This window comes from Pseudomonas sp. B22129 (assembly GCF_044218875.1).
Classification (GTDB): domain Bacteria; phylum Pseudomonadota; class Gammaproteobacteria; order Pseudomonadales; family Pseudomonadaceae; genus Aquipseudomonas.
This window is the reverse complement of the sequence record NZ_CP162592.1, coordinates 982,900-1,004,160: the sequence shown is the minus strand read 5'-3', so window position 1 is coordinate 1,004,160 and position 21,261 is coordinate 982,900. Positions and strand designations below refer to the sequence as shown.

At 60.5% G+C, this 21,261-nt stretch carries 22 protein-coding genes and 1 tRNA gene; 11 read left to right on the top strand and 12 right to left on the bottom strand.

All coding sequences use genetic code 11. The annotated features are described in order from the left end of the window. Positions 1 to 2 precede the first annotated feature (2 nt). The 5 genes from AB4P94_RS04515 to AB4P94_RS04495 form a co-directional block, all read right to left on the bottom strand. Positions 3 to 677 carry a hypothetical protein gene (locus AB4P94_RS04515; RefSeq protein ID WP_395609570.1) on the bottom strand — a complete coding sequence of 225 codons (675 nt, stop codon included), beginning with the start codon at positions 675 to 677 and terminating at the stop codon, positions 3 to 5. A gap of 156 nt (positions 678 to 833) precedes the next feature. Beyond that, positions 834 to 909: transfer RNA gene (locus AB4P94_RS04510), tRNA-Phe, on the bottom strand. A 103-nt stretch (positions 910 to 1,012) separates the two neighbouring features. After that, a complete protein-coding gene (locus AB4P94_RS04505) occupies positions 1,013 to 1,285 on the bottom strand; it encodes an oxidative damage protection protein (protein ID WP_016972243.1) in 273 nt (90 codons plus the stop codon). Then, positions 1,282 to 2,349: an A/G-specific adenine glycosylase gene (mutY, locus tag AB4P94_RS04500; protein WP_395609569.1), complete on the bottom strand. Its 1,068-nt coding sequence runs from the start codon at positions 2,347 to 2,349 to the stop codon at positions 1,282 to 1,284. The genes AB4P94_RS04505 and mutY overlap by 4 nt, the downstream gene beginning before the upstream one ends. After that, positions 2,346 to 4,562 carry an AsmA family protein gene (locus tag AB4P94_RS04495; RefSeq protein ID WP_395609568.1) on the bottom strand — a complete coding sequence of 739 codons (2,217 nt, stop codon included), beginning with the start codon at positions 4,560 to 4,562 and terminating at the stop codon, positions 2,346 to 2,348. Before AB4P94_RS04495 ends, mutY begins: the two co-directional genes overlap by 4 nt. A 326-nt stretch (positions 4,563 to 4,888) precedes the next feature. Here AB4P94_RS04495 and AB4P94_RS04490 point away from each other — a divergent pair, with 326 nt between their 5' ends. The 7 genes from AB4P94_RS04490 (at position 4,889) to AB4P94_RS04460 (ending at position 10,647) form a co-directional block, all read left to right on the top strand. Next, a complete protein-coding gene (locus AB4P94_RS04490; protein WP_395609567.1) occupies positions 4,889 to 6,550 on the top strand; it encodes an OFA family MFS transporter in 1,662 nt (553 codons plus the stop codon). A 229-nt stretch (positions 6,551 to 6,779) separates the two neighbouring features. Further along, positions 6,780 to 7,373 carry an imidazoleglycerol-phosphate dehydratase HisB gene (gene hisB, locus AB4P94_RS04485; RefSeq protein ID WP_395609566.1) on the top strand — a complete coding sequence of 198 codons (594 nt, stop codon included), beginning with the start codon at positions 6,780 to 6,782 and terminating at the stop codon, positions 7,371 to 7,373. After that, the gene (hisH, locus tag AB4P94_RS04480) at positions 7,373 to 8,011 is read left to right on the top strand and encodes an imidazole glycerol phosphate synthase subunit HisH (protein WP_395609565.1); all 639 of its coding nucleotides are present in this window, start codon (positions 7,373 to 7,375) and stop codon (positions 8,009 to 8,011) included. Before hisB ends, hisH begins: the two co-directional genes overlap by 1 nt. Then, entirely contained in the window at positions 8,011 to 8,268 is a 258-nt protein-coding gene (locus AB4P94_RS04475) for a DUF2164 domain-containing protein (RefSeq protein WP_395609564.1), read from the top strand. Before hisH ends, AB4P94_RS04475 begins: the two co-directional genes overlap by 1 nt. A gap of 39 nt (positions 8,269 to 8,307) precedes the next feature. Then, a complete protein-coding gene (gene hisA / locus AB4P94_RS04470) occupies positions 8,308 to 9,045 on the top strand; it encodes a 1-(5-phosphoribosyl)-5-[(5-phosphoribosylamino)methylideneamino]imidazole-4-carboxamide isomerase (RefSeq protein ID WP_003187784.1) in 738 nt (245 codons plus the stop codon). A gap of 9 nt (positions 9,046 to 9,054) precedes the next feature. After that, on the top strand, positions 9,055 to 9,825 hold the full coding sequence (gene hisF, locus AB4P94_RS04465) for an imidazole glycerol phosphate synthase subunit HisF (protein WP_016972251.1): 771 nt from the start codon (positions 9,055 to 9,057) through the stop codon (positions 9,823 to 9,825). 66 nt (positions 9,826 to 9,891) lie between these two features. Next, positions 9,892 to 10,647, top strand: a complete 756-nt coding sequence (locus AB4P94_RS04460) for a substrate-binding periplasmic protein (RefSeq protein WP_395609563.1) — start codon at positions 9,892 to 9,894, stop codon at positions 10,645 to 10,647. Here the strand turns inward: AB4P94_RS04460 and AB4P94_RS04455 are convergent. The 6 genes from AB4P94_RS04455 to gpmI all read right to left on the bottom strand — a co-directional run bounded on the left by AB4P94_RS04455 (position 10,600) and on the right by gpmI (position 18,820). After that, complete coding sequence (locus AB4P94_RS04455) at positions 10,600 to 11,895, bottom strand: Vps62-related protein (protein WP_395609562.1); 1,296 nt, start codon at positions 11,893 to 11,895, stop codon at positions 10,600 to 10,602. The two genes, AB4P94_RS04460 and AB4P94_RS04455, sit on opposite strands and share 48 nt — an antisense overlap. An 88-nt stretch (positions 11,896 to 11,983) precedes the next feature. Next, a complete protein-coding gene (locus AB4P94_RS04450) occupies positions 11,984 to 13,573 on the bottom strand; it encodes a trypsin-like serine protease (RefSeq protein ID WP_395609561.1) in 1,590 nt (529 codons plus the stop codon). A 65-nt stretch (positions 13,574 to 13,638) separates the two neighbouring features. Beyond that, positions 13,639 to 14,424 carry a divergent polysaccharide deacetylase family protein gene (locus tag AB4P94_RS04445; protein WP_395609560.1) on the bottom strand — a complete coding sequence of 262 codons (786 nt, stop codon included), beginning with the start codon at positions 14,422 to 14,424 and terminating at the stop codon, positions 13,639 to 13,641. Between the two features lies 1 nt (position 14,425). Next, positions 14,426 to 15,742, bottom strand: coding sequence for a S41 family peptidase (locus AB4P94_RS04440; protein WP_395609559.1), 1,317 nt, complete (start codon positions 15,740 to 15,742; stop codon positions 14,426 to 14,428). Positions 15,743 to 15,772: 30 nt separating this feature from the next. Further along, entirely contained in the window at positions 15,773 to 17,068 is a 1,296-nt protein-coding gene (locus AB4P94_RS04435) for a murein hydrolase activator EnvC family protein (protein ID WP_395609558.1), read from the bottom strand. A 225-nt stretch (positions 17,069 to 17,293) separates the two neighbouring features. After that, positions 17,294 to 18,820, bottom strand: a complete 1,527-nt coding sequence (gpmI, locus tag AB4P94_RS04430) for a 2,3-bisphosphoglycerate-independent phosphoglycerate mutase (RefSeq protein ID WP_395609557.1) — start codon at positions 18,818 to 18,820, stop codon at positions 17,294 to 17,296. A gap of 150 nt (positions 18,821 to 18,970) precedes the next feature. Here gpmI and AB4P94_RS04425 point away from each other — a divergent pair, with 150 nt between their 5' ends. Genes AB4P94_RS04425 through secB form a run of 3 tightly spaced genes read left to right on the top strand, consistent with a single transcriptional unit; the run spans position 18,971 to position 20,162 of the window. Continuing rightward, on the top strand, positions 18,971 to 19,384 hold the full coding sequence (locus tag AB4P94_RS04425) for a rhodanese-like domain-containing protein (protein ID WP_016972258.1): 414 nt from the start codon (positions 18,971 to 18,973) through the stop codon (positions 19,382 to 19,384). A 1-nt stretch (position 19,385) separates the two neighbouring features. Next, positions 19,386 to 19,640, top strand: a complete 255-nt coding sequence (gene grxC / locus AB4P94_RS04420) for a glutaredoxin 3 (RefSeq protein ID WP_395609556.1) — start codon at positions 19,386 to 19,388, stop codon at positions 19,638 to 19,640. A 42-nt stretch (positions 19,641 to 19,682) separates the two neighbouring features. Further along, positions 19,683 to 20,162: a protein-export chaperone SecB gene (gene secB / locus AB4P94_RS04415; RefSeq protein WP_012721755.1), complete on the top strand. Its 480-nt coding sequence runs from the start codon at positions 19,683 to 19,685 to the stop codon at positions 20,160 to 20,162. A gap of 132 nt (positions 20,163 to 20,294) precedes the next feature. Here secB and AB4P94_RS04410 read toward each other — a convergent pair whose 3' ends face one another. Then, positions 20,295 to 20,750: a tRNA (cytidine(34)-2'-O)-methyltransferase gene (locus AB4P94_RS04410; RefSeq protein WP_003171120.1), complete on the bottom strand. Its 456-nt coding sequence runs from the start codon at positions 20,748 to 20,750 to the stop codon at positions 20,295 to 20,297. Here AB4P94_RS04410 and AB4P94_RS04405 point away from each other — a divergent pair. Further along, a complete protein-coding gene (locus AB4P94_RS04405; protein ID WP_395609555.1) occupies positions 20,749 to 21,189 on the top strand; it encodes a hypothetical protein in 441 nt (146 codons plus the stop codon). The two genes, AB4P94_RS04410 and AB4P94_RS04405, sit on opposite strands and share 2 nt — an antisense overlap. Positions 21,190 to 21,261 lie beyond the last annotated feature (72 nt).

Sequence of the window (21,261 nt, the reverse complement as noted above, 5' to 3'; positions counted from 1 at the left end):
GCTTATTTGCACTGGTAGCCCTCAGGCATCGTGACGGTGTAGTTGCGATGCACGCGGTCCTGAAAATTCAGGTTCTGCAGGCCCTGTTCCACCAGAAAGGCCTCGATCTTGGTCGCGTCGCAATCTTCGTTGTAAGACATCACCCGCAGCAGGTACACCGCGCGCCTGCTCGCTTCATCTCGCGCAGTGGCGGTGAAGGTGGTGAGCGTGGTGTAACCGGTTCGCTCCGAGGTGCCCACCGGGCCATAGGTGGTGTTCGGTTTGCTGGTGCAGGTCAACTGGTCGTCTTTTTTCTTGTTCTTCTTGCACTGCGTGGTGGTGCTGGTGGGTACCTGGCCGTATTCGGTCGCGGTGTACCGGTAGGTAACCTGGCGGCTGTCGACATCAAGCAGGACGGTCATTTTGATTGGCGCGTGTTGCTTGGGCAGGGTGGCGTCGGTGTACACCTCGCGAAAGCCCTGGTCCTTCATCGCGCTGACCATGTCCCGCAGGTAGTAACGGGCATTCAGTGTGCTTTGCGCGTTGCCGCCCACCGAGGTGGTCACCAGTACCGGGGCCTGTCGATCAAAGTGATAGTCCGGATCCGGTGTTGCGTCGATCGAGACATCCATTTTTGTGGCGCAGCCACTGAGCAGCGCCGTGAGCAGCAACAGCGCGCAGAACAAGTACCGGGTCATTCAATAACTACCTTGAAACAGAAAATTCAGTAACAGCTAAACGATTGAGCCACGCGATAAATAACCCTCAAGGTTGGCTGCCGCTTGGCGGCCACTAAATCGCAGGCAATAAAAAACCCCAAGGAATCATCTTCGCTTGGGGTTTTTCGGTATTAGTGGTGCCCAGAGACGGAATCGAACCGCCGACACGGGGATTTTCAATCCCCTGCTCTACCGACTGAGCTATCTGGGCAACGGGGCGCATTAAACGGGTTTTTCAGGGGGTCGTCAAGCAAGTTTTCAAAAAATATTTAATTATTACCGTCGCTTACGTGCCGACCCCGGTTTTTGATCAATTATTGAGCAGGCGGCACGTAGCCGTCGGCCTTGGCGTAATCTTCGCCGGAAAAGAACTTGTCCATCTCGCCCGCCAGGTATTTGCGATCTTCGGCGTTCATCATGTTCAGGCGTTTTTCGTTGATCAGCAGGGTCTGGTGTTTCAACCAGTCGCCCCAGGCTTTGGCGGAGACGTGATCGAAGATGTCCTGGCCCTTGGCGCCCGGGTACGGAGGGCGCTCCAGGGCTGGCAATTCTTCTTTGTACTTGCGGCACATGATGGTGCGGGTCATGACGGAACTCCTGCGTTCAATACGTCGGCCGCGCGCTTCAGCAGTTTCTTTACCGGGGCGGCAAGGCCCAGGCGCGGCGGGGTGGCGAGGTTATACCAGAGCCAGTCGGCCTCGGCCACGTGATGGGCGGTTTCCTCGACCTGCACCAGCCACGGCTCGATGGCCAGCTGGAAGTGGCTGAAGGTGTGGACCAGCCCCGGCAATTCCTGCTGCTCTCCCAAATGGAGCGCATGTTGGTTGGCGAGGTGTTCGAGGTCTTGCAGGTCATCCAGCTCCGGCAAGCTCCACAGGCCGCCCCACAGACCGGTTGAAGGGCGGCGATAAAGCAGAATCGCGCCTTCGGCGTTCGCCAGCAGCGGCATCAGCGTGCGCTTTTGCGGGATGGTCTTGCGCGGCTTGGGGATCGGGTAACGCGTCTCCAGGCCAAGCATGTGGGCTTCGCAGCCTTTTTCCAGCGGGCACAGCAGGCAGCTGGGCTTGCTGCGCGTGCAGAGGGTGGCGCCCATGTCCATCATCGCCTGGGTGTAGGCGTTGACGCGGTCGTGCGGCGTGAAGCGCTCTGCGGTGGCCCACAGTTGCTTGGCCACCTTCGGCTCGCCCGGGTAGCCTTCTTGCGCAGTAAAGCGCGCGAGCACGCGTTTGACGTTGCCGTCGAGGATCGGTGCGCGCAGGCCCATGCTCAGGCTGGCGATTGCGCCGGCGGTGGACAGGCCGATGCCGGGCAGCTCGGTGAGCTTCTCGACATCCTTGGGAAACTCGCCGCCATAGTCGGCGACAACAATTTTGGCGGTCTTCTGCAGGTTGCGTGCGCGGGTGTAGTAACCCAGGCCGGTCCACAGGTGCAGCACTTCATCTTCGGGTGCGGCGGCCAGCGCTTCGACCGTTGGCAGGGACGCCATGAACCGGTCGAAGTAATTCAGCACTGTGCTGACCTGTGTCTGTTGCAACATGATCTCCGAAACCCACACCCGGTAAGGCGTGATGCCCTGTTGCCAGGGCAGGTCATGGCGGCCGTGGCGGTCGTACCAGTCGAGCACCGCCGTCGAAAACTGCTCGTTTCTCATCGTTTGAACAGGCCTTTCAAAGCGTCTTTGAGCTGTGGGTTGACCTTGTCGAGTTTCTCTTCCAGCTTCTCGCTGAGCTTGTTGCCGGCGGCTTTGACGGCGACCTGGGTCAAGCCGTCCTTGTCCAGGCGGCAGGCCTTGGCGCCCAGTTCCAGCGGGCCACGGCAGCGCAGCGGTACTTCGATGCCCTGGAAGTTGGTGCCGACCTGGCAGGCCGGGTCCGGCGTTTCGCGCTGGTCACCTTCGACGATGATGCCCACACGGTAATCCATGCCCAGCACGCGCAGGTCGACGTCACCGTTGCCGTTGACCGTCAGCCCCGGGATACGCACTTTCAGGTCGGGGTTGCTCGCCACGCCATTACGGAAGGTCAGGTTGCCGCGCAGTTCCTGGAACGGCGTGTCCTTGCCTTGTGGCGTGGTGCTCAGGGTTTTACGGTTGAGCAGGGCGATGCCGGTGCACAGTTGCTGTTCCAGGTTGGCGTTGAGCAGCATGCCGTTGTTGATCACGAAGCTCGCGGTGCCGTTGAGGCTGTCGATCAGCGCTTTCTGGCTGTTGCCACGGCCGGTGAGGTTGCTGTCGAGTGTGATCTGGCCTTTCACCGGCGGGTTTTGCCCCTGGGCTTGCAGGATGCGCTCAACCGGCACTTGCTTGATGTGGGTTTGCAGGGCCAGCACCGGGATGTCCTGGCGCACATCCAGTGTGCCGTTGGCCTGGAAGGTGCCGTTGTAGAGGCCGCCGCTCAGTGTGTCGAGCTTGAGCTGGCCGTCGATGCCGGAGGCTTTGAGAGCCGCGTTCTGGATCGGCAGCTTGCTCAGGGTCAGTTGGCCGAACGCCAGGTCAGCGTCTACATCGAGGGTGCGCAGGCGGGTCAGCGGCAACAGTTTGTCGGTGCTCCACGCGCCTTTGGTCGGTGCGTCCGGCAGCGGTGTGGTACCGCCGGCGGCCATGGCGCCCATCTCGCTGTTTTGCACTTCGGCCTGGCGGGCAGCGGCGGCGCCTTTGGCGGACTCGGACTTGGCCGGCAGGTAATTGTCGGCGTTGAACGTGTCGGCCTTGAGCTGTACGCGCAAGGACTGCTTGGCGAAATCATCCACGGCAATGCGCCCGGTCAAGGTGCTGCCATCGAGCTTCAGGTTCAGGTCTTCCAGGGCGGCGCTGGTCGGCGTGCCCTTGAGGCGGCTGACCAGTTCAATCTTGCTCAGGCTGCCCTCGGCCATCGGCGGCAACGGGTGGCCGACGCTGTCGAGGAACTTGGCCAGATCAAACTGGGCGATGGATAGCGCGCCGTTCAGTTGCGGGGTTTTGCTCAGGTCGTTGACCTTCAGTTCGCCCAAGGCGCGCAGTTGGTTGGCGGACAGCTTGATGTTGGTCCATTCGGCAATGTTCGCCGCCAGGTCCACCAGCAATTGGCCCTGGGTGGAGAAGGTCACGGTTTTGCCTTGCAGCGGCTCGCCGGTGGCTTCGCCGCTGAGCTTCATGTCTTCGAACTGGTAGCGCTGCAACGCCCGCTGGATACGCAAATTACCGTTCAGCTCGGTCTTGATGCGCATCAGTGGCTGGTTGCTGCCCAGGAATGCAGTGAGCTTGAGTGGGACGCTGGCGCCTTCTTGCACCGCGCCGGCGCTCAACTGGATGCTTTCAGCGCTGAACTGCTTGCCGGTCTGCTCGTCGTTGTATTCAACGCGGGCGTTGTTGATGGTCAGGCTGTCGATGTCCAGGCGGATCGGTTTTGGCGGTTTTTCCGGTTCGGGTTCAGCCGGGGTTTGCGTCGGAGCTGGCACTGGCGTATTGGCAGTCGCTTCGGTCACGTTCTTGCCGATGTCTTCCCAATTGCCGTGGCCTTGCTTGTCGCGGATCAGGCGCAGGTTCAGGCCTTCCACGCGAACGTCGCTCATCTGCACTTCGCGGCGCAGCAGCGGCAGCACGCGCACCGACAGGCCGATCATCTGCAGGTCGGCGAACGGTTGGGTCGGGTTGGTCATGGTCGCCACGCTGGCTTCATGCAACTCCAGGCCCAGCCACGGGAACAGGCTCCAGCCGATGTCGCCATTGAGCGTCAGCTCGATGTGGGCCTTGTCGCGGGCAATCTGGCGAATCTCGTCTTTGTAATCGTTGGGATCGAAGAGGTGGGTCAGGGCAAAGCCCAGGGCCACAATGATCAGCAACAGCCCGAGAAGTACCAGACCCAGGATTTTGCCGAACGCTTTCATGGGCGAGTCCTTGTATGTCGATTTCAAAATTTAGCCGCAGAGTATAACGCCAGGCGGCGTGCGTCAGTTCACGGATCGTTACATTGTATCTGCGGGGTGCGAAACAGGATTTTGGCGTCAAACAAACCAGATAACGCGAAAAAGGTGATATCAGTTTGGTTTTTCTGTCATCGGCAGGTGCTAATCTGCGCAGGTTCGTCTGTCGTCTGCGACACAACGTCGCGCTTAAATGGAGCTTTACTCAACAACAACGGCCAACGCTCTGCGTGCAAGGCCGAGGGAGAGAGCGCCTGACGGACACATACTAATAACTGGGGGAAACACCAATGAGCACTAGCACTGTGGCAGGTTCAACTGCCGCACAGCCTGCGTTCCTGTCCAAGGAGCGCATCATCGCCAAGCCCGGCTTCAACCGCTGGCTGGTTCCGCCGGCCGCCCTGGCCATTCACCTGTGCATCGGCATGGCCTACGGTTTCTCGGTGTTTTGGCTGCCACTGTCCAAAGCCCTGGGTATCACCGCACCGGTCGCCTGCGCGCCGGACATGAGCTTCATCGCGCAAATCTTTTCGTCCCAGTGCGACTGGCCCATCTCCATGCTGGGCTGGATCTACACCCTGTTCTTCATCTTCCTGGGCTGCTCGGCAGCGATCTGGGGCGGCTGGCTGGAACATGCCGGGCCACGCAAGGCCGGCGTTGTATCGGCGCTGTGCTGGTGTGGCGGCCTGTTGATCTCGGCGCTGGGTATCTATACCCACCAGATCTGGCTGATGTGGATCGGCTCCGGCGTGATCGGCGGTATTGGCCTGGGCCTGGGCTACATCTCGCCCGTCTCGACCCTGATCAAGTGGTTCCCGGACAAGCGCGGCATGGCCACTGGCATGGCGATCATGGGCTTCGGCGGCGGCGCGATGGTTGGCGCCCCACTCGCTGCAGCCTTGATGGGCCACTTTGCTTCGCCGACCAGCGTGGGCGTGTGGCAGAGCTTCGTGGTCATGGCTGTGATCTATTTCGTGTTCATGATCGGTGGCGCACTGTCGTACCGCGTTCCGCCGACCGGCTGGAAGCCTGAGGGCTGGACCGCGCCGGCGAAAAAGGCCAGCAACGCGATGATCACCCACCGCCACGTCCACGTGAACGTGGCCTGGAAAACCCCGCAATTCCGCCTGGTCTGGCTGGTGTTGTGCCTGAACGTATCCGCCGGTATCGGCATCCTCGGCATGGCTTCGCCGCTGTTGCAGGAAGTGTTTGGTGGCAAGTTGCTGGGTAACGGCCTGACGTTTGGTCAGCTGGACGCGGGTCAACTGGCCTCCATCGCGGCCATCGCTGCAGGTTTCACCGGTCTGTTGAGCCTGTTCAACATCGGTGGCCGTTTCTTCTGGGCATCGTTCTCTGACTATCTGGGCCGCAAAAACACCTACTTCGTGTTCTTTGCACTGGGCTTTGCCCTGTATGCGCTGATCCCGAACCTGGGGCACCTGGGTAACGTGGCGCTGTTCGTGGCGGCGTTCTGCATCATCCTGTCGATGTACGGCGGTGGTTTTGCGACGGTTCCGGCTTACCTGGCCGACCTGTTCGGTACACAAATGGTCGGCGCGATCCATGGTCGCCTGCTGACCGCCTGGGCCGCGGCCGGCGTGCTGGGCCCGGTGTTGGTGAACTACCTGCGTGAGTATCAGCTGAGCATCGGCGTTGAACGCGCGGCGGCCTACGACATCACCTTGTACATCCTCGCCGGCCTGCTGGTGTTGGGCTTCATCTGCAACCTGCTGGTACGCCCGGTGGCGGACAAGTACTTCATGACCGACGCCGAACTGGCTGCCGAGCAGGCGCTGGGCCACGACAAAGGTGCTGATGCTTCCACCTCGCTTGAGTGGAAAGCGGCTTCCGGCACTGTGCCGTTGGCGATCGCAGCCTGGCTGGTGGTGGGTATTCCGTTGGCGTGGGGCGTGTGGGTAACTCTGCAGAAAACCGCAGTACTGTTCCACTAACCCTGTGGGAGCGGGCTTGCTCGCGAAGGCGATTGATCAGTCAGCACATGTATTGGCTGACCCACCGCCTTCGCGAGCAAGCCCGCTCCCACACAAAGCTGCTCCCACACTTGTACTGACATGTCTATCCCCGACACTCCATCAGTCTTATCCCCTCCGATGTTTCTGTTTGGCGCCCGCGCCCCTATAATGGCTGCCTTTTTCGCCCAATGATTTTGCGGAGCTGGTGATGGCCGAACGTAAGGTATCCGTCGAGCGCGACACTCTGGAAACCCAGATTAAAGTCTCGATCAACCTGGATGGCACCGGAAAGGCCCGATTTGATATCGGTGTACCTTTTCTTGAGCACATGCTGGACCAGATCGCCCGCCACGGGCTGATCGACCTGGATATCGTCAGCAAGGGCGACCTGCATATCGACGACCACCACACGGTGGAAGACGTTGGCATCACCCTCGGCCAGGCGTTTGCCAAGGCGATCGGCGACAAGAAAGGCATCCGCCGCTACGGCCACGCCTATGTCCCGCTGGACGAAGCGCTGTCGCGCGTGGTCATCGACTTCTCCGGCCGCCCAGGCTTGCAGATGCACGTGCCTTTTACCCGCGCCACTGTGGGCGGCTTTGACGTTGACCTGTTCCAGGAGTTTTTCCAGGGTTTCGTCAACCACGCACTCGTCAGCCTGCACATCGACAACCTGCGCGGCACCAACACTCACCACCAGATCGAAACCGTGTTCAAGGCTTTCGGCCGCGCGCTGCGCATGGCCGTGGAGCTCGATGACCGCATGGCCGGGCAAATGCCGTCGACCAAGGGCGTCCTGTAATGCAGACGGTCGCGGTTATCGACTACGGCATGGGTAACCTGCACTCGGTGGCCAAGGCCCTCGAACACGTGGGGGCCGGCAAGGTGCTGATCACCAGCGATGCAGAGGTGATTCGCGAGGCCGACCGGGTGGTATTTCCCGGTGTTGGCGCGATTCGCGATTGCATGGCTGAGATCCGCCGCCTGGGCTTTGACAGCCTGGTGCGTGAAGTCAGCCAGGATCGCCCGTTCCTCGGCATCTGCGTGGGCATGCAAGCCTTGCTTGAGCACAGTGAAGAGAACGACGGCGTGGACTGCATCGGCCTGTTTCCCGGCCAGGTGAAGTTCTTCGGCAAAGATCTGCACGAAGACGGCGCCCACCTGAAAGTCCCGCACATGGGTTGGAATGAAGTCAGCCAGGCGGTGGATCACCCGCTGTGGCACAACATTCCGGACCTGGCGCGTTTCTACTTTGTGCACAGCTACTACATCACCGCCGGTAACCCGCGCCAGGTGGTGGGTGGCGGGCATTACGGCGTCGACTTCGCCGCAGCGCTGGCCGAAGGTTCGCGCTTTGCGGTGCAGTTCCACCCGGAGAAGAGCCATACCCATGGCCTGCAATTGCTGCAGAACTTCGCCGCGTGGGATGGCCGCTGGTAATGGCCAAGAAGCCGAAGCTGCCGGTCTTGAGCCTCACGCCTGAACAGGAGAGTGAGGCTACCCTCAAGATCAAGCGCTTCATGGAGGACCGTTTCGAGCTCAAGCTGGGCTCGTTCGAGGTCGCCGAGATTCTTGAGCTGTTTACCACCGAAGTTGCGCCGCACTATTACAACAAGGCGATTTTCGACACGCAGACGCTCCTTAAAGAAAGGTTCGAAAGCATCGAAAGCGACTTGTGGTCGCTTGAGAAACCCTGATTTCCCAAGCATTGCTGACTATCGAATAAGGTTTGCCAGATGCTGATTATCCCCGCTATCGATCTCAAGGACGGCGCGTGTGTACGCCTGCGCCAAGGCCGCATGGAAGATTCCACCGTGTTCTCCGATGACCCGGTCAGCATGGCTGCCAAATGGGTGGAAGGGGGCTGCCGTCGTCTGCATCTGGTGGACTTGAACGGCGCCTTCGAAGGCCAGCCGGTCAACGGTGAAGTGGTCACCGCCATCGCCAAGCGCTACCCCAACCTGCCAATCCAGATCGGCGGCGGTATCCGCTCCCTGGAAACCATCGAGCACTACGTCAAGGCTGGCGTGAGCTACGTGATCATCGGCACCAAGGCCGTGAAGGACCCTGCGTTCGTTGCCGAAGCCTGCCGCGCGTTCCCTGGCAAGGTGATCGTGGGCCTGGACGCCAAAGACGGTTTCGTCGCCACCGACGGCTGGGCCGAAATCAGCACCGTGCAGGTCATCGACCTGGCCAAGCAGTTCGAAGCCGACGGCGTCTCCGCCATCGTTTATACCGACATCGCCAAAGACGGCATGATGCAGGGCTGCAACGTGCCGTTCACCGCTGCGCTGGCCGCTGCGACCAAAATCCCAGTGATTGCATCCGGCGGCATCCATAACCTGGGCGACATCAAGTCGCTGCTGGACGCGAAAGCACCCGGCATCATCGGCGCCATCACCGGCCGTGCAATCTACGAAGGTACCCTGGACGTCGCCGAAGCCCAGGCTTACTGCGACGCCTACAACGGCTGAGGACTGACCATGGCGCTGGCCAAACGCATCATCCCTTGCCTGGACGTCGACAACGGTCGCGTGGTCAAGGGCGTCAAGTTCGAGAACATCCGCGACGCCGGTGACCCGGTGGAAATCGCCCGTCGCTACGATGAGCAAGGTGCCGACGAGATTACCTTTCTCGACATCACCGCCAGCGTCGACGGCCGCGACACCACGCTGCACACCGTGGAGCGCATGGCCAGCCAGGTGTTTATTCCGCTGACCGTGGGCGGTGGCGTGCGCACCGTGCAAGATATCCGCAACCTGCTCAATGCCGGCGCAGACAAGGTTTCGATCAACACGGCCGCCGTGTTCAACCCGGAGTTCGTCGGCGAAGCCGCGCAGCACTTTGGCTCGCAGTGCATCGTGGTTGCCATCGACGCCAAGAAAGTCTCCGGCCCGGGCGAAACCCCGCGCTGGGAGATCTTCACCCACGGCGGGCGCAAACCGACCGGGCTGGACGCGGTGGAGTGGGCGATGAAAATGGAAGGCCTGGGCGCCGGTGAAATCCTGCTGACCAGCATGGACCAGGACGGCATGAAAAACGGCTTCGACCTGGGCGTAACCCGCGCCATCAGCGATGCGCTGGGCATTCCGGTGATCGCCTCCGGCGGCGTCGGCAACCTGCAGCATCTGGCTGACGGCGTGACCGAAGGCCATGCCAGCGCAGTGCTGGCGGCGAGCATTTTCCACTTTGGCGAATACACCGTTCCAGAGGCCAAGGCCTACATGGCGGCGCGCGGTATCGTCGTTCGCTAAACGCTGCTGGACACCCTGGCAGGCGCGGGGCACTCTCTGCGCTTGCCATGGATTTCGGTAACCTTCATGTTCAAACACCTGCTGCTCGCCTTCGCCAGTACTTCCATCCTGTTGGCAGGTTCCGCGCGTGCCGAAGCGCCGTCTGATGCCTCCCTAGTGCTACTGACGGAAAACTTCCCGCCCTACAACATGGCGAAAAACGGCAAGAACTTCGCCAAGGAAGACAACATTGAAGGCATCGCGGTGGACATCGTCCGCGAGACCTTCAAGCGTGCCGGCATTTCCTATAACCTGACCCTGCGTTTTCCCTGGGAGCGAATCTACAAACTCGCCCTGGAAAAGCCCGGTTATGGCGTATTCGTGATGGCGCGCCTGCCGGATCGTGAAGCCTTGTTCAAATGGGTCGGCCCCATCGGCCCGGATGATTGGGTGATGTTGGCCAAGGCCGACAGCAAGATTGAACTGGCGGACCTTGAGCATGCGCGCCGTTACAGGATCGGCGCTTACAAAGGCGACGCCATTGCCGAGACACTCGAAAAGCAAGGGCTTAACCCCGTCGTTGCGCTGCGCGATCAGGATAACGCGCAAAAGCTGATGGAGGGTCAGATCGACCTGTGGGCCACTGGCGACCCGGCGGGCCGTTATCTGGCCCGCCAGGTCGGGGTAACCCAGCTCAAAACCGTCTTGCGTTTCAACAGCGCCCAGCTGTACCTGGCGCTGAACAAAGAGGTGCCGGATGACGTAGTTGCCAAGCTCCAGGCGGCACTTGATCAACTACGGGGTGAGGGTGTCGTCGAACAGATCGTAGCCCGTTACCTCTGACTCAGGTTCCGCCGTTTCAGGGGTGTTCAAGGGCGCAGGCGTCTCTTCGGGTTGCGGCTCGGCCTCCCGCGACTCACTCAAGTACACGTGATCGCCATTAACGTAGCTCACTGTGCCTGACACTTGGCTGCCATCCTGGCGCAGCAGGCGGTATTCACTGTGCAGCAGGTAGGCCGCAACGGCCTTGTTCGGCGCAACGTAAGTGATGACTTCCAGCTGCGAAGGGTGACCCCAGCCTTTCGCTGAACGTTGGGTATGGGTGAAGTTTCGATCCAGATGTGCCGAGAACGCCAGCTCAAAGGCATGCGCGTACACCGGCCATTCTTTGCTCAGATCCACATTGGCGTTGAATGCCAGGGCCTTGGCATGCCCTCCCAGCTCGCCTTTGGTGACGGTCCACATGAACGGCTGGTTGGTTGTTTCGGTGTTGTGCCCGAAGCCCGCCAGCAGGTGGTGATCAGTGCGCTCCAGCCGGTAAACCGACGAGGATTGAAACTGTTCAAATGCCGTCAATTCCGGGTCTTTTACACAGAACCAGGGCAGCTCGCACACCTGAAGTGTGGGGCCGGTTTCATCAAGGGCAGGGCTTTCATGCCCGACAAGAGCTGGCGGCGGCGGCAGTTCGTTGAGCTGCGCGCTCAGAGCCAGGCGCAGCGAATAGGTCACAAGGGCTGGCCTTGCATAGCTGTTATTGGCAATGAACGTGCCCGGGGCCAAGTAGATTTCCCCCGCAGGTGCATCGAGAGGCGCGATCGACCAGGTACTCAAGTCGTTGGTGGAACCGCTGCCTTTGTCGTTCCAGATCAGCTCGCCCACTTTGGACGGCACCACCAGGTCTTCACGGACACAGCGCACGGCGTGGCGCGAGGGCTTGTCGTAGTTCACGCCGTACACCAGCCCCATCGCCACGTAACCCTCTGGCGGTATTGGGCGCCAGATAGACGCGTTGCTGAGTGCGCCGGTTCCTTCATCGTGCCACATCAATTGGTAATCGACCGGTGGGCGCAGGGCCGTGCCATCGACCTTGTTGGCGTCGCTGACCACAGCGACGACTTTGCCTTGGTTGATATTGCGATAGTGACCCACCGCAATATCGCCCAAGGAGAAAAACGAGCTCAGTGCATCGGGTGCCGTGCTGGGCCGCCACAGGCTGACGGCTTTGTGCGCGCCGGATCCCTTGTCGTTCCAAAGTGGCAGGAACTCACTGGTAAAGCTGATGAGCAGGTCGTTGTATTGCAAGGGGTCCATAGAAGAACTCTCAAGTTGATTGGAGAGTTCACTATTGATCAGCTCTGATATCGCCGAGTGGTAGCTATATAGATTAATGCTCGATCGGTCAGCGCGGTTTGAGCAGATCGATCCGCAGGGTCGAGGGTTGATCGGCCTGATCGAATGCGTAGGTGCAGATCTTGATTGGCGTATTGCGCACGCTGATCAGTTGGGCGAATTTTTGCTGTGGCATGCCCGCAGAGTCATTGAGTGGATACACCAGATCGATCGGTGGGTCTTCATCCTCCCCATCGAGTTCGGGCTTCCCGGGGATCGACAGGTAGTTGGAGGTGCTCGCGCAATCGGTGGTGGCAGCGGGTCCGTACTTATAGAGGTAGCGGCGCATGAACGGCGGGTCCAGATTCCATATGACGGTGTAGGCCAACAACCCCAGCCTGTCGAGGTTGATGGTAAGGCTGGGCGCGCGGGTTGGGCCCGGTTCGGCCAGTTCAACGGCCAGGGTCAGGGCATTTCTCATCATGTTGTTCGTGACCGTCTGCTCGGCTGAGGTTACTCCGACGATACACAGCATGTGCAGGCCGGCCTGCGCGTCGATGGCATCGTTGATCCAGGCATTGTCCGCCTTGATCGGCGAGCTGTAGTGCACGGGGTTTTCGCAGTCGATGGCGCGCCGGGTGGTCTTGTAGCGGTAAAACGGGGTGTTGGTGGCGAACGTCAGGTTCCAGCGCGGTACGATGTCATTGCCTTTGCCGTCAGGTTGATGAGTGAAGTACTGCTGGATCGGCTCAGGGTTTTTGAAGGCGATGGATACGATCGGATAGAGGTCGCAGTGCTTGCTGTTGGCCTGCAATACGCCTTTTACAAAACATTGATTGAGAAAGGTGATCGGGCTGCCGTAGTTGGTTTCGGGCTGCCAGGCGGGCATGCCGTCGATCACTTCACAGGGGGCGTCACGCTGGCATTTGCGCTCTTGCGGTTGATCGCGCGTGCTGGTGCTCAGAATGCCGAATAACAAGTTGCTTTGCCGGTCCAGCAGTGGGCCTCCGAAGCTACCGCGTTCGGTTCCATTACACTGATTCTTCATGGTTTCGCGCCATACGAAAGGTTGCTCCACCAACTCCTGGGAAGCCTGCTGGACGCAGGCTGAGAGGTGCAGGGTGTTCCACTCTGGCGCCATCAAGGCAAGGATGTCGGTGCCGTCAGCAGGTACCTGGTCGGCAAGCTTCAAGGGGCGAATGCCTGCCTTGATCAAGTCGGCCAGTGAGCTGTGCAGTTCGATAATGGCCAAGTCGGCGCCTTGGCTATTGCCCCATTTGAGCGTTTTCAACGGGAAGGTTTTGAGCGCGTCGAGGGTGTCGTCGAAATAGTTGAAGCTGATGCTTCCCTTGATCGGCAGATCCTTTTGCACGGAGCTGTTCAGGCGATGCAAACAGTGGCTGCTGGTTACGACATAGGCTGGGCCTGATAGACCGTTTTCATCGCGTGTGTCCAGCAGGCTGGCGGTGCAAAGCGTCTGCTCGTCGTTTCTGATCCGGCCAATGCCATTCCAGTAGTCGTGTTCGCGACGGGCATTGGTCAGCATGCGTGCGGGGCCGGAGTTGGCCAGGCCTTCGCCAAAATCTTTGGGTGCTGCATTGAGCGCCCCCGAAATGCTGGCGAGCAGCAGCCCGGAAATACATAGGGTGGGGATGTTCATGGAGCGTCCTGAATAGTGAGTTTGAAGGCTCACTATTCAGGACCGGGTGGCGGTGCCAGCTGTACTTATCTAGAGGCAGGGCGATAGGTGCCGTTTTTACCGTGTGCCGCCATCGCCTGGTTGCTGCGCACGCTGATCATCAACTTGATATCAATCCAGTCGACGCCTTGGGCTTTGAGCTTGGGTAATTCGCGCTCAAGCACCGTCAGAGTTTGCGGGTAAGGGTGGCCGATCATCACTGCCGAACCCTGTTTGTGGGCCAGCTTGATTGCCGTCTGCAATTGAGTCGTGATGGCCGCCTCGGTGCGCTCGTCATCGAGGAACACATCCCGCGAGACATGGGCCAAACCGATTTTCTGAGCTTCGGCCGCCGCCACGGTTTGCGCGCTGGTGCGGCTGTCGACGAAGAACTTGTTGCGCCGCTGCAGTTCGGCCATCAACCAGGCCATGGCTTCTGGCTGCGCGGTCATGCGGCTGCCCATGTGGTTGTTGATGCCGGCGGTGTAGGGCACGGCCTTGAAGGCGGCGTCCAGGCGTTTGCCGAGTTCTTCGATGGGCAGTTCCGGGTGCCAGGCAAACGGGCCGGTGGCCGGGTCCATGGGCATGTGCAGGATCACGATCTTGCCGGCCTTGTGCGCCTCTCGGGCGAATTCAGCGGCGTGGGGCGTGTCGGGCATGATCGCCGTAGTCACCGGCCCAGGCAGGGCCAGCACGCGACGGTCCCGGGGCAGGTTTTGCCCCAGGTCGTCGATGATGAGGGTCAGGTAGGCTTTGGAAGGCTCGCTGGCCGGGGTCGCATGGGCGACGCCGGCCAGGCTGCAGAGCACAGCGATGATCAGGGCAACACGCATATCAGCGGCTGCGCGTGATGCTCAGGCCCTTGAGCAGGCTCAGCGCCTGGGCCAGTTGGTAATCATCGTCCTGTGGCATCGGCTTGGCTTTGGCGCCGCTGCCGGTTGGCTGGTCGGCGCCGCCGTTGCCATTGCCCAAGTGACCTTGCAGGTCCGCCTCTTTGTAGAACTCGCTGTCGACCTCGTTGGTGATCTTGGCCTTGCGCACTTCGATGTCCGGCACGATGCCCTGAGCCTGGATAGAGCGACCGTTCGGCGTGTAGTACAGCGCTGTGGTGATCTTCAATGCGCGGTCGTTGTTCAGCGGCAACACGGTTTGCACCGAGCCTTTGCCGAAGCTGGTAGTGCCCATCAGCACGCCGCGTTTCTGGTCTTGCAGGGCGCCGGCGACGATTTCCGAGGCCGAGGCGCTGCCGCCGTTGATCAGTACCGCCAGTGGCACGCCTTCACTGAGGTCGTTGCCGGTGGCCGAGAAGCGCAACTCGGAGTTGGCGATACGGCCCTTGGTGTAAACGATCAGGCCTTTGGTGATGAAGTGGTCGACCACTTCCACCGCCGCCTGCAACACGCCGCCGGGGTTGTTACGCAGGTCGAGCACGATGCCGTTGAGCTTCTTGCCGTTGTCTTTGCGCAGCTTGGCCAGGGCCTTGGCCACTTCGTCGCCGGTCTTGACCTGGAACTGGGTGATGCGGATGTAGCCGTAGCCGGACTCCAGCAGCTGGCTTTTCACGCTCTTGACCGTGATGGTCGCGCGGGCAAGGGTTACGTCAAACGGGTTGCCGCCGTCGCGCACCAAGGTCAGGGTGATTTTCTGGCCGAGCTTGCCGCGCATCTTGTCGACGGCTTCGGTCATGGTCTGGCCGCGGGTTGGCTGGCCGTTGATCTTGACGATGAAGTCGCCCGCCTGGATGCCGGCCTTGGACGCCGGGGTGTCATCAATCGGCGACACCACTTTGATGTTGCCGTCTTCAGAGCCCACTTCTATGCCCAGGCCACCGAATTCACCGCTGGTGCTTTCCTGCAGCTCGGCGAAGTCTTCCGGGCCCAGGTAGGCCGAGTGCGGGTCAAGGTTGCTGAGCATGCCTTTGATGGCATTTTCCAGCAGGGTCTTGTCGTCTACAGGGTCGACATAGGCTGCCTTGATCCGGTCCATGACCTCGGCAAAGGTGCGCAGCTCGTCCAGCGGCAGCGGTGCCTTGGTGGTCGCGGCTGTAGCAGCAGGCGCCGCAGGTGCGGCCTGATCGGCGAAAGCCAGGGGCGCGCCGATCACCAGGGCGATCGTCAGGGCCAGCGAAGTGAGGCGGGACAAATGCAGCATGTCGAACGAACTCCTAATGTAGATGCGGCCCTATCCTTGGGAACGGCACCATTGTGCGGGATCGCTCGGGCGACCCTGCTGACGAATAGCGAAGTACAGCGCCGGGGTGTCCTGGCCACCACTGTTACCCACAGTGGAGATGGATTCACCGGCTTTTACAACATCACCTGCCGACTTGAGTAAAGTCTGATTGTGGCCATAAAGGCTCAAATAGCCATTACCGTGGTCAAGAATTACCAATAAACCGGCACCGCGCAGCCAATCGGCAAACACCACGCGCCCGCCGTGCACGGCGTGGACCTGGCTGCCGGCGGCGGCGCTGATCATCACCCCATCCCACTTGGCCCGCGTGTCATCGCCCCGGGTTTCACCAAAGCGTGCCAGCAGTCGACCATCAACTGGCCATGGAAGTTTGCCGCGCGCTGAAGCAAACGGCCCACCGAATGACTCGCCGCTGCTGGAAACCAGCGGGCCAGGCGCTGCGTGCGCGGGCTTGCGCGGCGCTGGAGCGTCGGTAGTGGCCGCCAATTCGGCCTCACGCTGGCGCTTTTTTTCGGCTTCCTGCTGGGCGATCAGCGCTTTTTGCCGCGCTTCTTCGGCCTCACGTGCCTGGCGAGCCAGGGTTTCTTCGATGGTTTTGAGTACTTTGGCCAGGTCGGCCTGGTCCTGCTCGCGGGCCTGGAGCTTGGCGTCGCGGGCCTTTACGTCGTCATTGAGTTTGGCCAGGGCCGACTGGCGCTCCTTGCGCACTTTGTCGAGCTGGTCGCGCTGGGCGTCGAGGGCACTTTTCTGATCCGCCAGTTGTGACTGCTGATCAGTAATTTCCTGCTCGACATTGGCCAGTTGGCGCAGGGTTTCGTTAAAACCCTTCAATTGCGCCAGGCGCGCCTTGCTCAGGTAGTCGTAGTAAGTCAGGGTTCGTGCGAATTTTTCCGGGTTCTGCTGGTTGAGCAGCAGCTTGAGGTACTCCTGGCGGCCGCTCTGGTAGGCGGCGCGAGCCTGGATCGCGATCAGGCGTTGCTGTTCAACGCGTGCGCTCTGGAGTTTTTTTTTCTCACCGTCGAGTCGCTCCAGTTCCGACTCGCTCTTCTTTAATTCTTTTTGTAGCTCCTGGACCTGCTTCTCCAGCTTGCCCATTTCGGTTTCCGTGCCGCGCAGGTCTTTCTGCACGCCGGATTTTTCTTCCTGGAGCTTGCCGAGCAGTTTTTTCAGCTCGGTAATGTCCTGACGCGTAGCGTCCAACTGTTGTTGGGTTTGTGCGCGCTCATCGGCAAACGCCGGTTGGAGCAGGCAGACAAGAGCGAGGGTAATCAAGGCGCGAAGCATAGAGGCGGGCGACACCAGGGAAAGGGACGGCCTAGTATGCCCGCCAAGCGCAGCAAAAAAAACGCCCAATTCGGGCTGGAGGGCAAGATATCGCCTGGACGCCACATACCAATGTGGGAGCGGGCTTGCCCGCGATAGCGGTGTGTCAGTGAACTGTGTAGTTGACTGGCAGAATGCTATCGCGAGCAAGCCCGCTCCCACAGTGTTTTGTGGTGTATCCGGGATTTAGACCAGGATTGATGTGCCGGTCATCTCTTTCGGCTTCTCCAGCCCCATCAGTTTCAGCATGGTTGGCGCCACATCCGCCAGCACGCCGCCTTCACGGACCTTCAAGTCGCGCTTGCCAACGTAGATGAATGGTACCGGCTCGGTGGTGTGCGCAGTGTGGGCCTGGCCGGTGGATTCGTCAGACATCTGCTCGCAGTTACCGTGGTCGGCGGTGATCAGCGCTTCGCCGCCCACCTTCTCCAGCGCGTCAACGATACGGCCGACGCACGTGTCCAGGCACTCCACGGCCTTGACTGCGGCTTCCAGGTTGCCACTGTGACCCACCATGTCGCCATTAGCGTAGTTGACCACGATCACGTCATAACGCTGGTTGTCGATGGCATCGACGATCTTGTCGGTGACTTCCGGTGCGCTCATCTCCGGTTGCAGGTCGTAGGTGGCGACTTTTGGCGACGGAATCAGGATGCGTTCTTCGCCCGGGAAGGGTTCTTCACGCCCGCCGGAGAAGAAGAAGGTCACGTGGGCGTATTTTTCGGTTTCGGCGATGCGCAGTTGGGTCTTGCCGTTTTTTGCCAGGTAATCGCCCAGCACGTTGTCCAGGCTGCCCGGCGCAAAGGCCGACGGGGCCGGGATGTTGGCGGCGTATTGGGTGAGCATCACAAATTCGGTTTTCGGCTGGCGCGAGCGTTCGAAGTCCTTGAAACCGGCGTCGACGAACACATGGCTCAGCTCGCGGGCACGGTCGGCGCGGAAGTTCATGAACACCACGGCGTCGCCATCTTCAACCTTCACCGGCTCACCGATGGTGGTGGCCTTGACGAACTCATCGCTTTCGCCACGGGCGTAGGCGGCTTCGAGGCCTTGCTGGGCGGTGGCGGCGTTGAACTCGGATTCGCCGTTGACGATCAGGTTATAAGCCTGGGAAACGCGGTCCCAGCGGTTGTCACGGTCCATGGCGAAGTAGCGGCCGACCAGGCTGGCGATGCGGCCTTTGCCCAGCGCTGCGAACGTGGCGTCGAGCAGCTCGATGGACGATTGCGCGCTTTTGGGCGGGGTGTCGCGGCCGTCGAGGAAGGCGTGCAGGTAAATCTTCTCGGCGCCGCGCTTGAAGGCCAGTTCGGCCATGGCAACCAGGTGGTCCTGGTGGCTGTGTACACCGCCGTCGGACAGCAGGCCCATAAAGTGCACGGCTTTGCCGGCGGCGACCGCTTTATCTACGGCTGAGCAAATGGTCGGGTTCTCGAAAAACTCGCCATCGCGGATCGATTTGGTCACGCGTGTGAAGTCTTGGTATACCACTCGTCCGGCGCCGAGGTTCATGTGGCCGACTTCCGAGTTGCCCATCTGGCCGTCCGGCAGGCCGACGTCCATGCCTGAACCGGAGATCAAACCGTTCGGTACGGTGGCGGTCAGGCGGTCCAGTACCGGCTTGTTGGCCGAGTACACGGCGTTGTCGTGGTGGCTTTCACTGTGTCCGAAGCCATCGAGAATTATCAGGACCAAAGGTTTAGGCGTAGTAGTCATAGATCCTCTCGCGGCGTAATAAAGGAAGACAATTGAAAAGGGAGTGGCAGTTTAAAGCGAAGTTCCAACCACGTCACCGCTTTACGGGGGTTGGCCCCCCCGGACGGCTGTGTATACTTACCGCCATTTTAACGCCCTGGAACCTCCTTGATGGTTGATCACCTGATTGCATTTGCCACTGCCCACTACCTGCTCGCGGGTGCCTTCGTCATCCTGCTGGCGCTGCTGATCGCTCACGAAATGAGCCGCGGTGGCCGCAGCCTGAGCACGTCGGAGCTGACCGCACTGGTCAACAAGGATGAGGCCGTTGTCGTGGACATCCGCCCAGCCAAGGATTTCGCCGGCGGCCACATCGTTGGCGCCCTGAACATTCCACAAGACAAGCTGATCGCGCGCTTGGCCGAGCTGGAAAAACACAAAGCCAAGACCATCATTTTGGTCGACGCCCAAGGCCAGCACGCCGGCACCCACGCCCGTGAAATGCTCAAGGCCGGTTTCACTGCCGCCAAACTGTCCGGCGGTATCGGCAGCTGGAAGGCCGATAACCTGCCGCTGGTGAAGTGATATGAGTCAGGTTGTCGTGTATTCCAGCGATTGGTGCCCTTACTGCATGCGGGCCAAGGCCCTGCTTGAGAAGAAGGGCATTGCCTTCGAAGAAATCAAGGTCGACGGCAAACCCCAGGTGCGCGCCGAGATGGCCCAGAAGGCGGGGCGCACGTCCGTGCCGCAGATCTGGATCGGCGCCCGGCATATCGGTGGTTGCGACGACCTGTTCGCCCTGGAGCGCGCCGGTAAACTCGATGCGCTGCTGCTCGTCTGACTCATAAACCCTAAAAGACCCCAAGATCAAGAAGGATCTGCGATGACTGACCAACAGAACACCGAAGCAGCAGAAGCTCAAGGCCCACAGTTTTCGCTGCAGCGGATCTACGTGCGTGACCTGTCGTTCGAAGCGCCGAAAAGCCCGGCCATCTTCCGCCAGGAATGGACCCCAAGCGTTGCGCTGGACCTGAACACCCGTCAAAAAGCCCTGGAAGGTGACTTCCACGAAGTGGTGCTGACCCTCTCCGTTACCGTCAAGAACGGTGAAGAAGTGGCGTTCATTGCTGAAGTGCAACAGGCTGGTATCTTCCTGATCCAGGGCCTGGACGAAGCGTCCATGAGCCACACCCTGGGCGCGTTCTGCCCGAACATCCTGTTCCCGTATGCCCGTGAGACCCTGGACAGCCTGGTCACCCGTGGCTCGTTCCCTGCGCTGATGCTGGCTCCGGTGAACTTCGATGCCCTGTACGCTCAAGAGCTGCAGCGCATGCAACAGGAAGGTTCGTCGACTGTTCAGTAAGCGGTTCTAAACAGCGACACCGATCAAATGTGGGAGCGGGCTTGCTCGCGAATGCGGTACTTCAGTCGATATCTTCAGTGACTGACACACCGCTTTCGCGAGCAAGCCCGCTCCCACATTTTGTTTTGTGTGTTACTTGAAGCCCAGTTGGCGCCAGCCTTCGTAGACGGCAACGGCGACGGTGTTCGATAGGTTCAAGCTGCGGCACCCTTCACGCATCGGCAATCGCAAGCGATGGCCATCAGGCAGGGCATCCAGCACCTCGGCCGGCAGGCCGCGACTCTCGGGGCCAAACAGGAAGGCGTCGCCTTCGGCAAAGCTGGCATCATGAAACGGCCGCGAGCCCTTGGTGGTGAACGCGAACAGCCGTGGGTGCCCCAGGCTTTCCAGGCAACTGGCCAGGTCGGCGTGGCGTTTGAGCGTGGCGTACTCGTGGTAGTCCAGCCCGGCACGGCGCAGGCGCTTGTCGTCCATGTCGAAGCCCAACGGCTCGATCAAATGCAGGTGGCAGCCACTGTTGGCGCACAGCCTGATAACGTTGCCGGTATTCGGCGGAATTTCTGGTTGAAAAAGGATGACGTGAAACATGCACGGCTCCGAAGGCAAAGATGCGCTGCATTCTACCCCTGAAGACGACCCAAGGCCGAAGCTATTGCCGCGGGTGATGGGCTCTTTGGCGATTGTGGGGCTGATGATCGGCCTGATGATCGGCCGCCTGACCACCCCGGACCCCATTGAGCTGCAACAGGTCGAGATCACGGCAGACGGTGTGGTGGTGTGGTTTAACAGCGAACCCAAGCTGCACGGCGAGCATGTCGACGGCACCGTGGCTTTGCTGTTTGACGCCCAGGGCAAGGCGGCCAGCGGTCAACTCAAGGTGAATGACAAGGATGTGAACTGGCGCGTGCGCAAGACCGATGGCGGCCTGCTGCTGAACCTGGTGGCGGCTCGGCCGTTGCATGGAGAGTGGAAGGGGGAGAAGGTCGATGGCCGCTGGCGGCTGGAGGTCCATCTCCAAGAGCAATAAAAGAGGGAATCCCCGGCCTGCCTGTACCAAGGTTCCCAAAACGGGCTGGGGCTATGGGCGCTGTGCCGCATA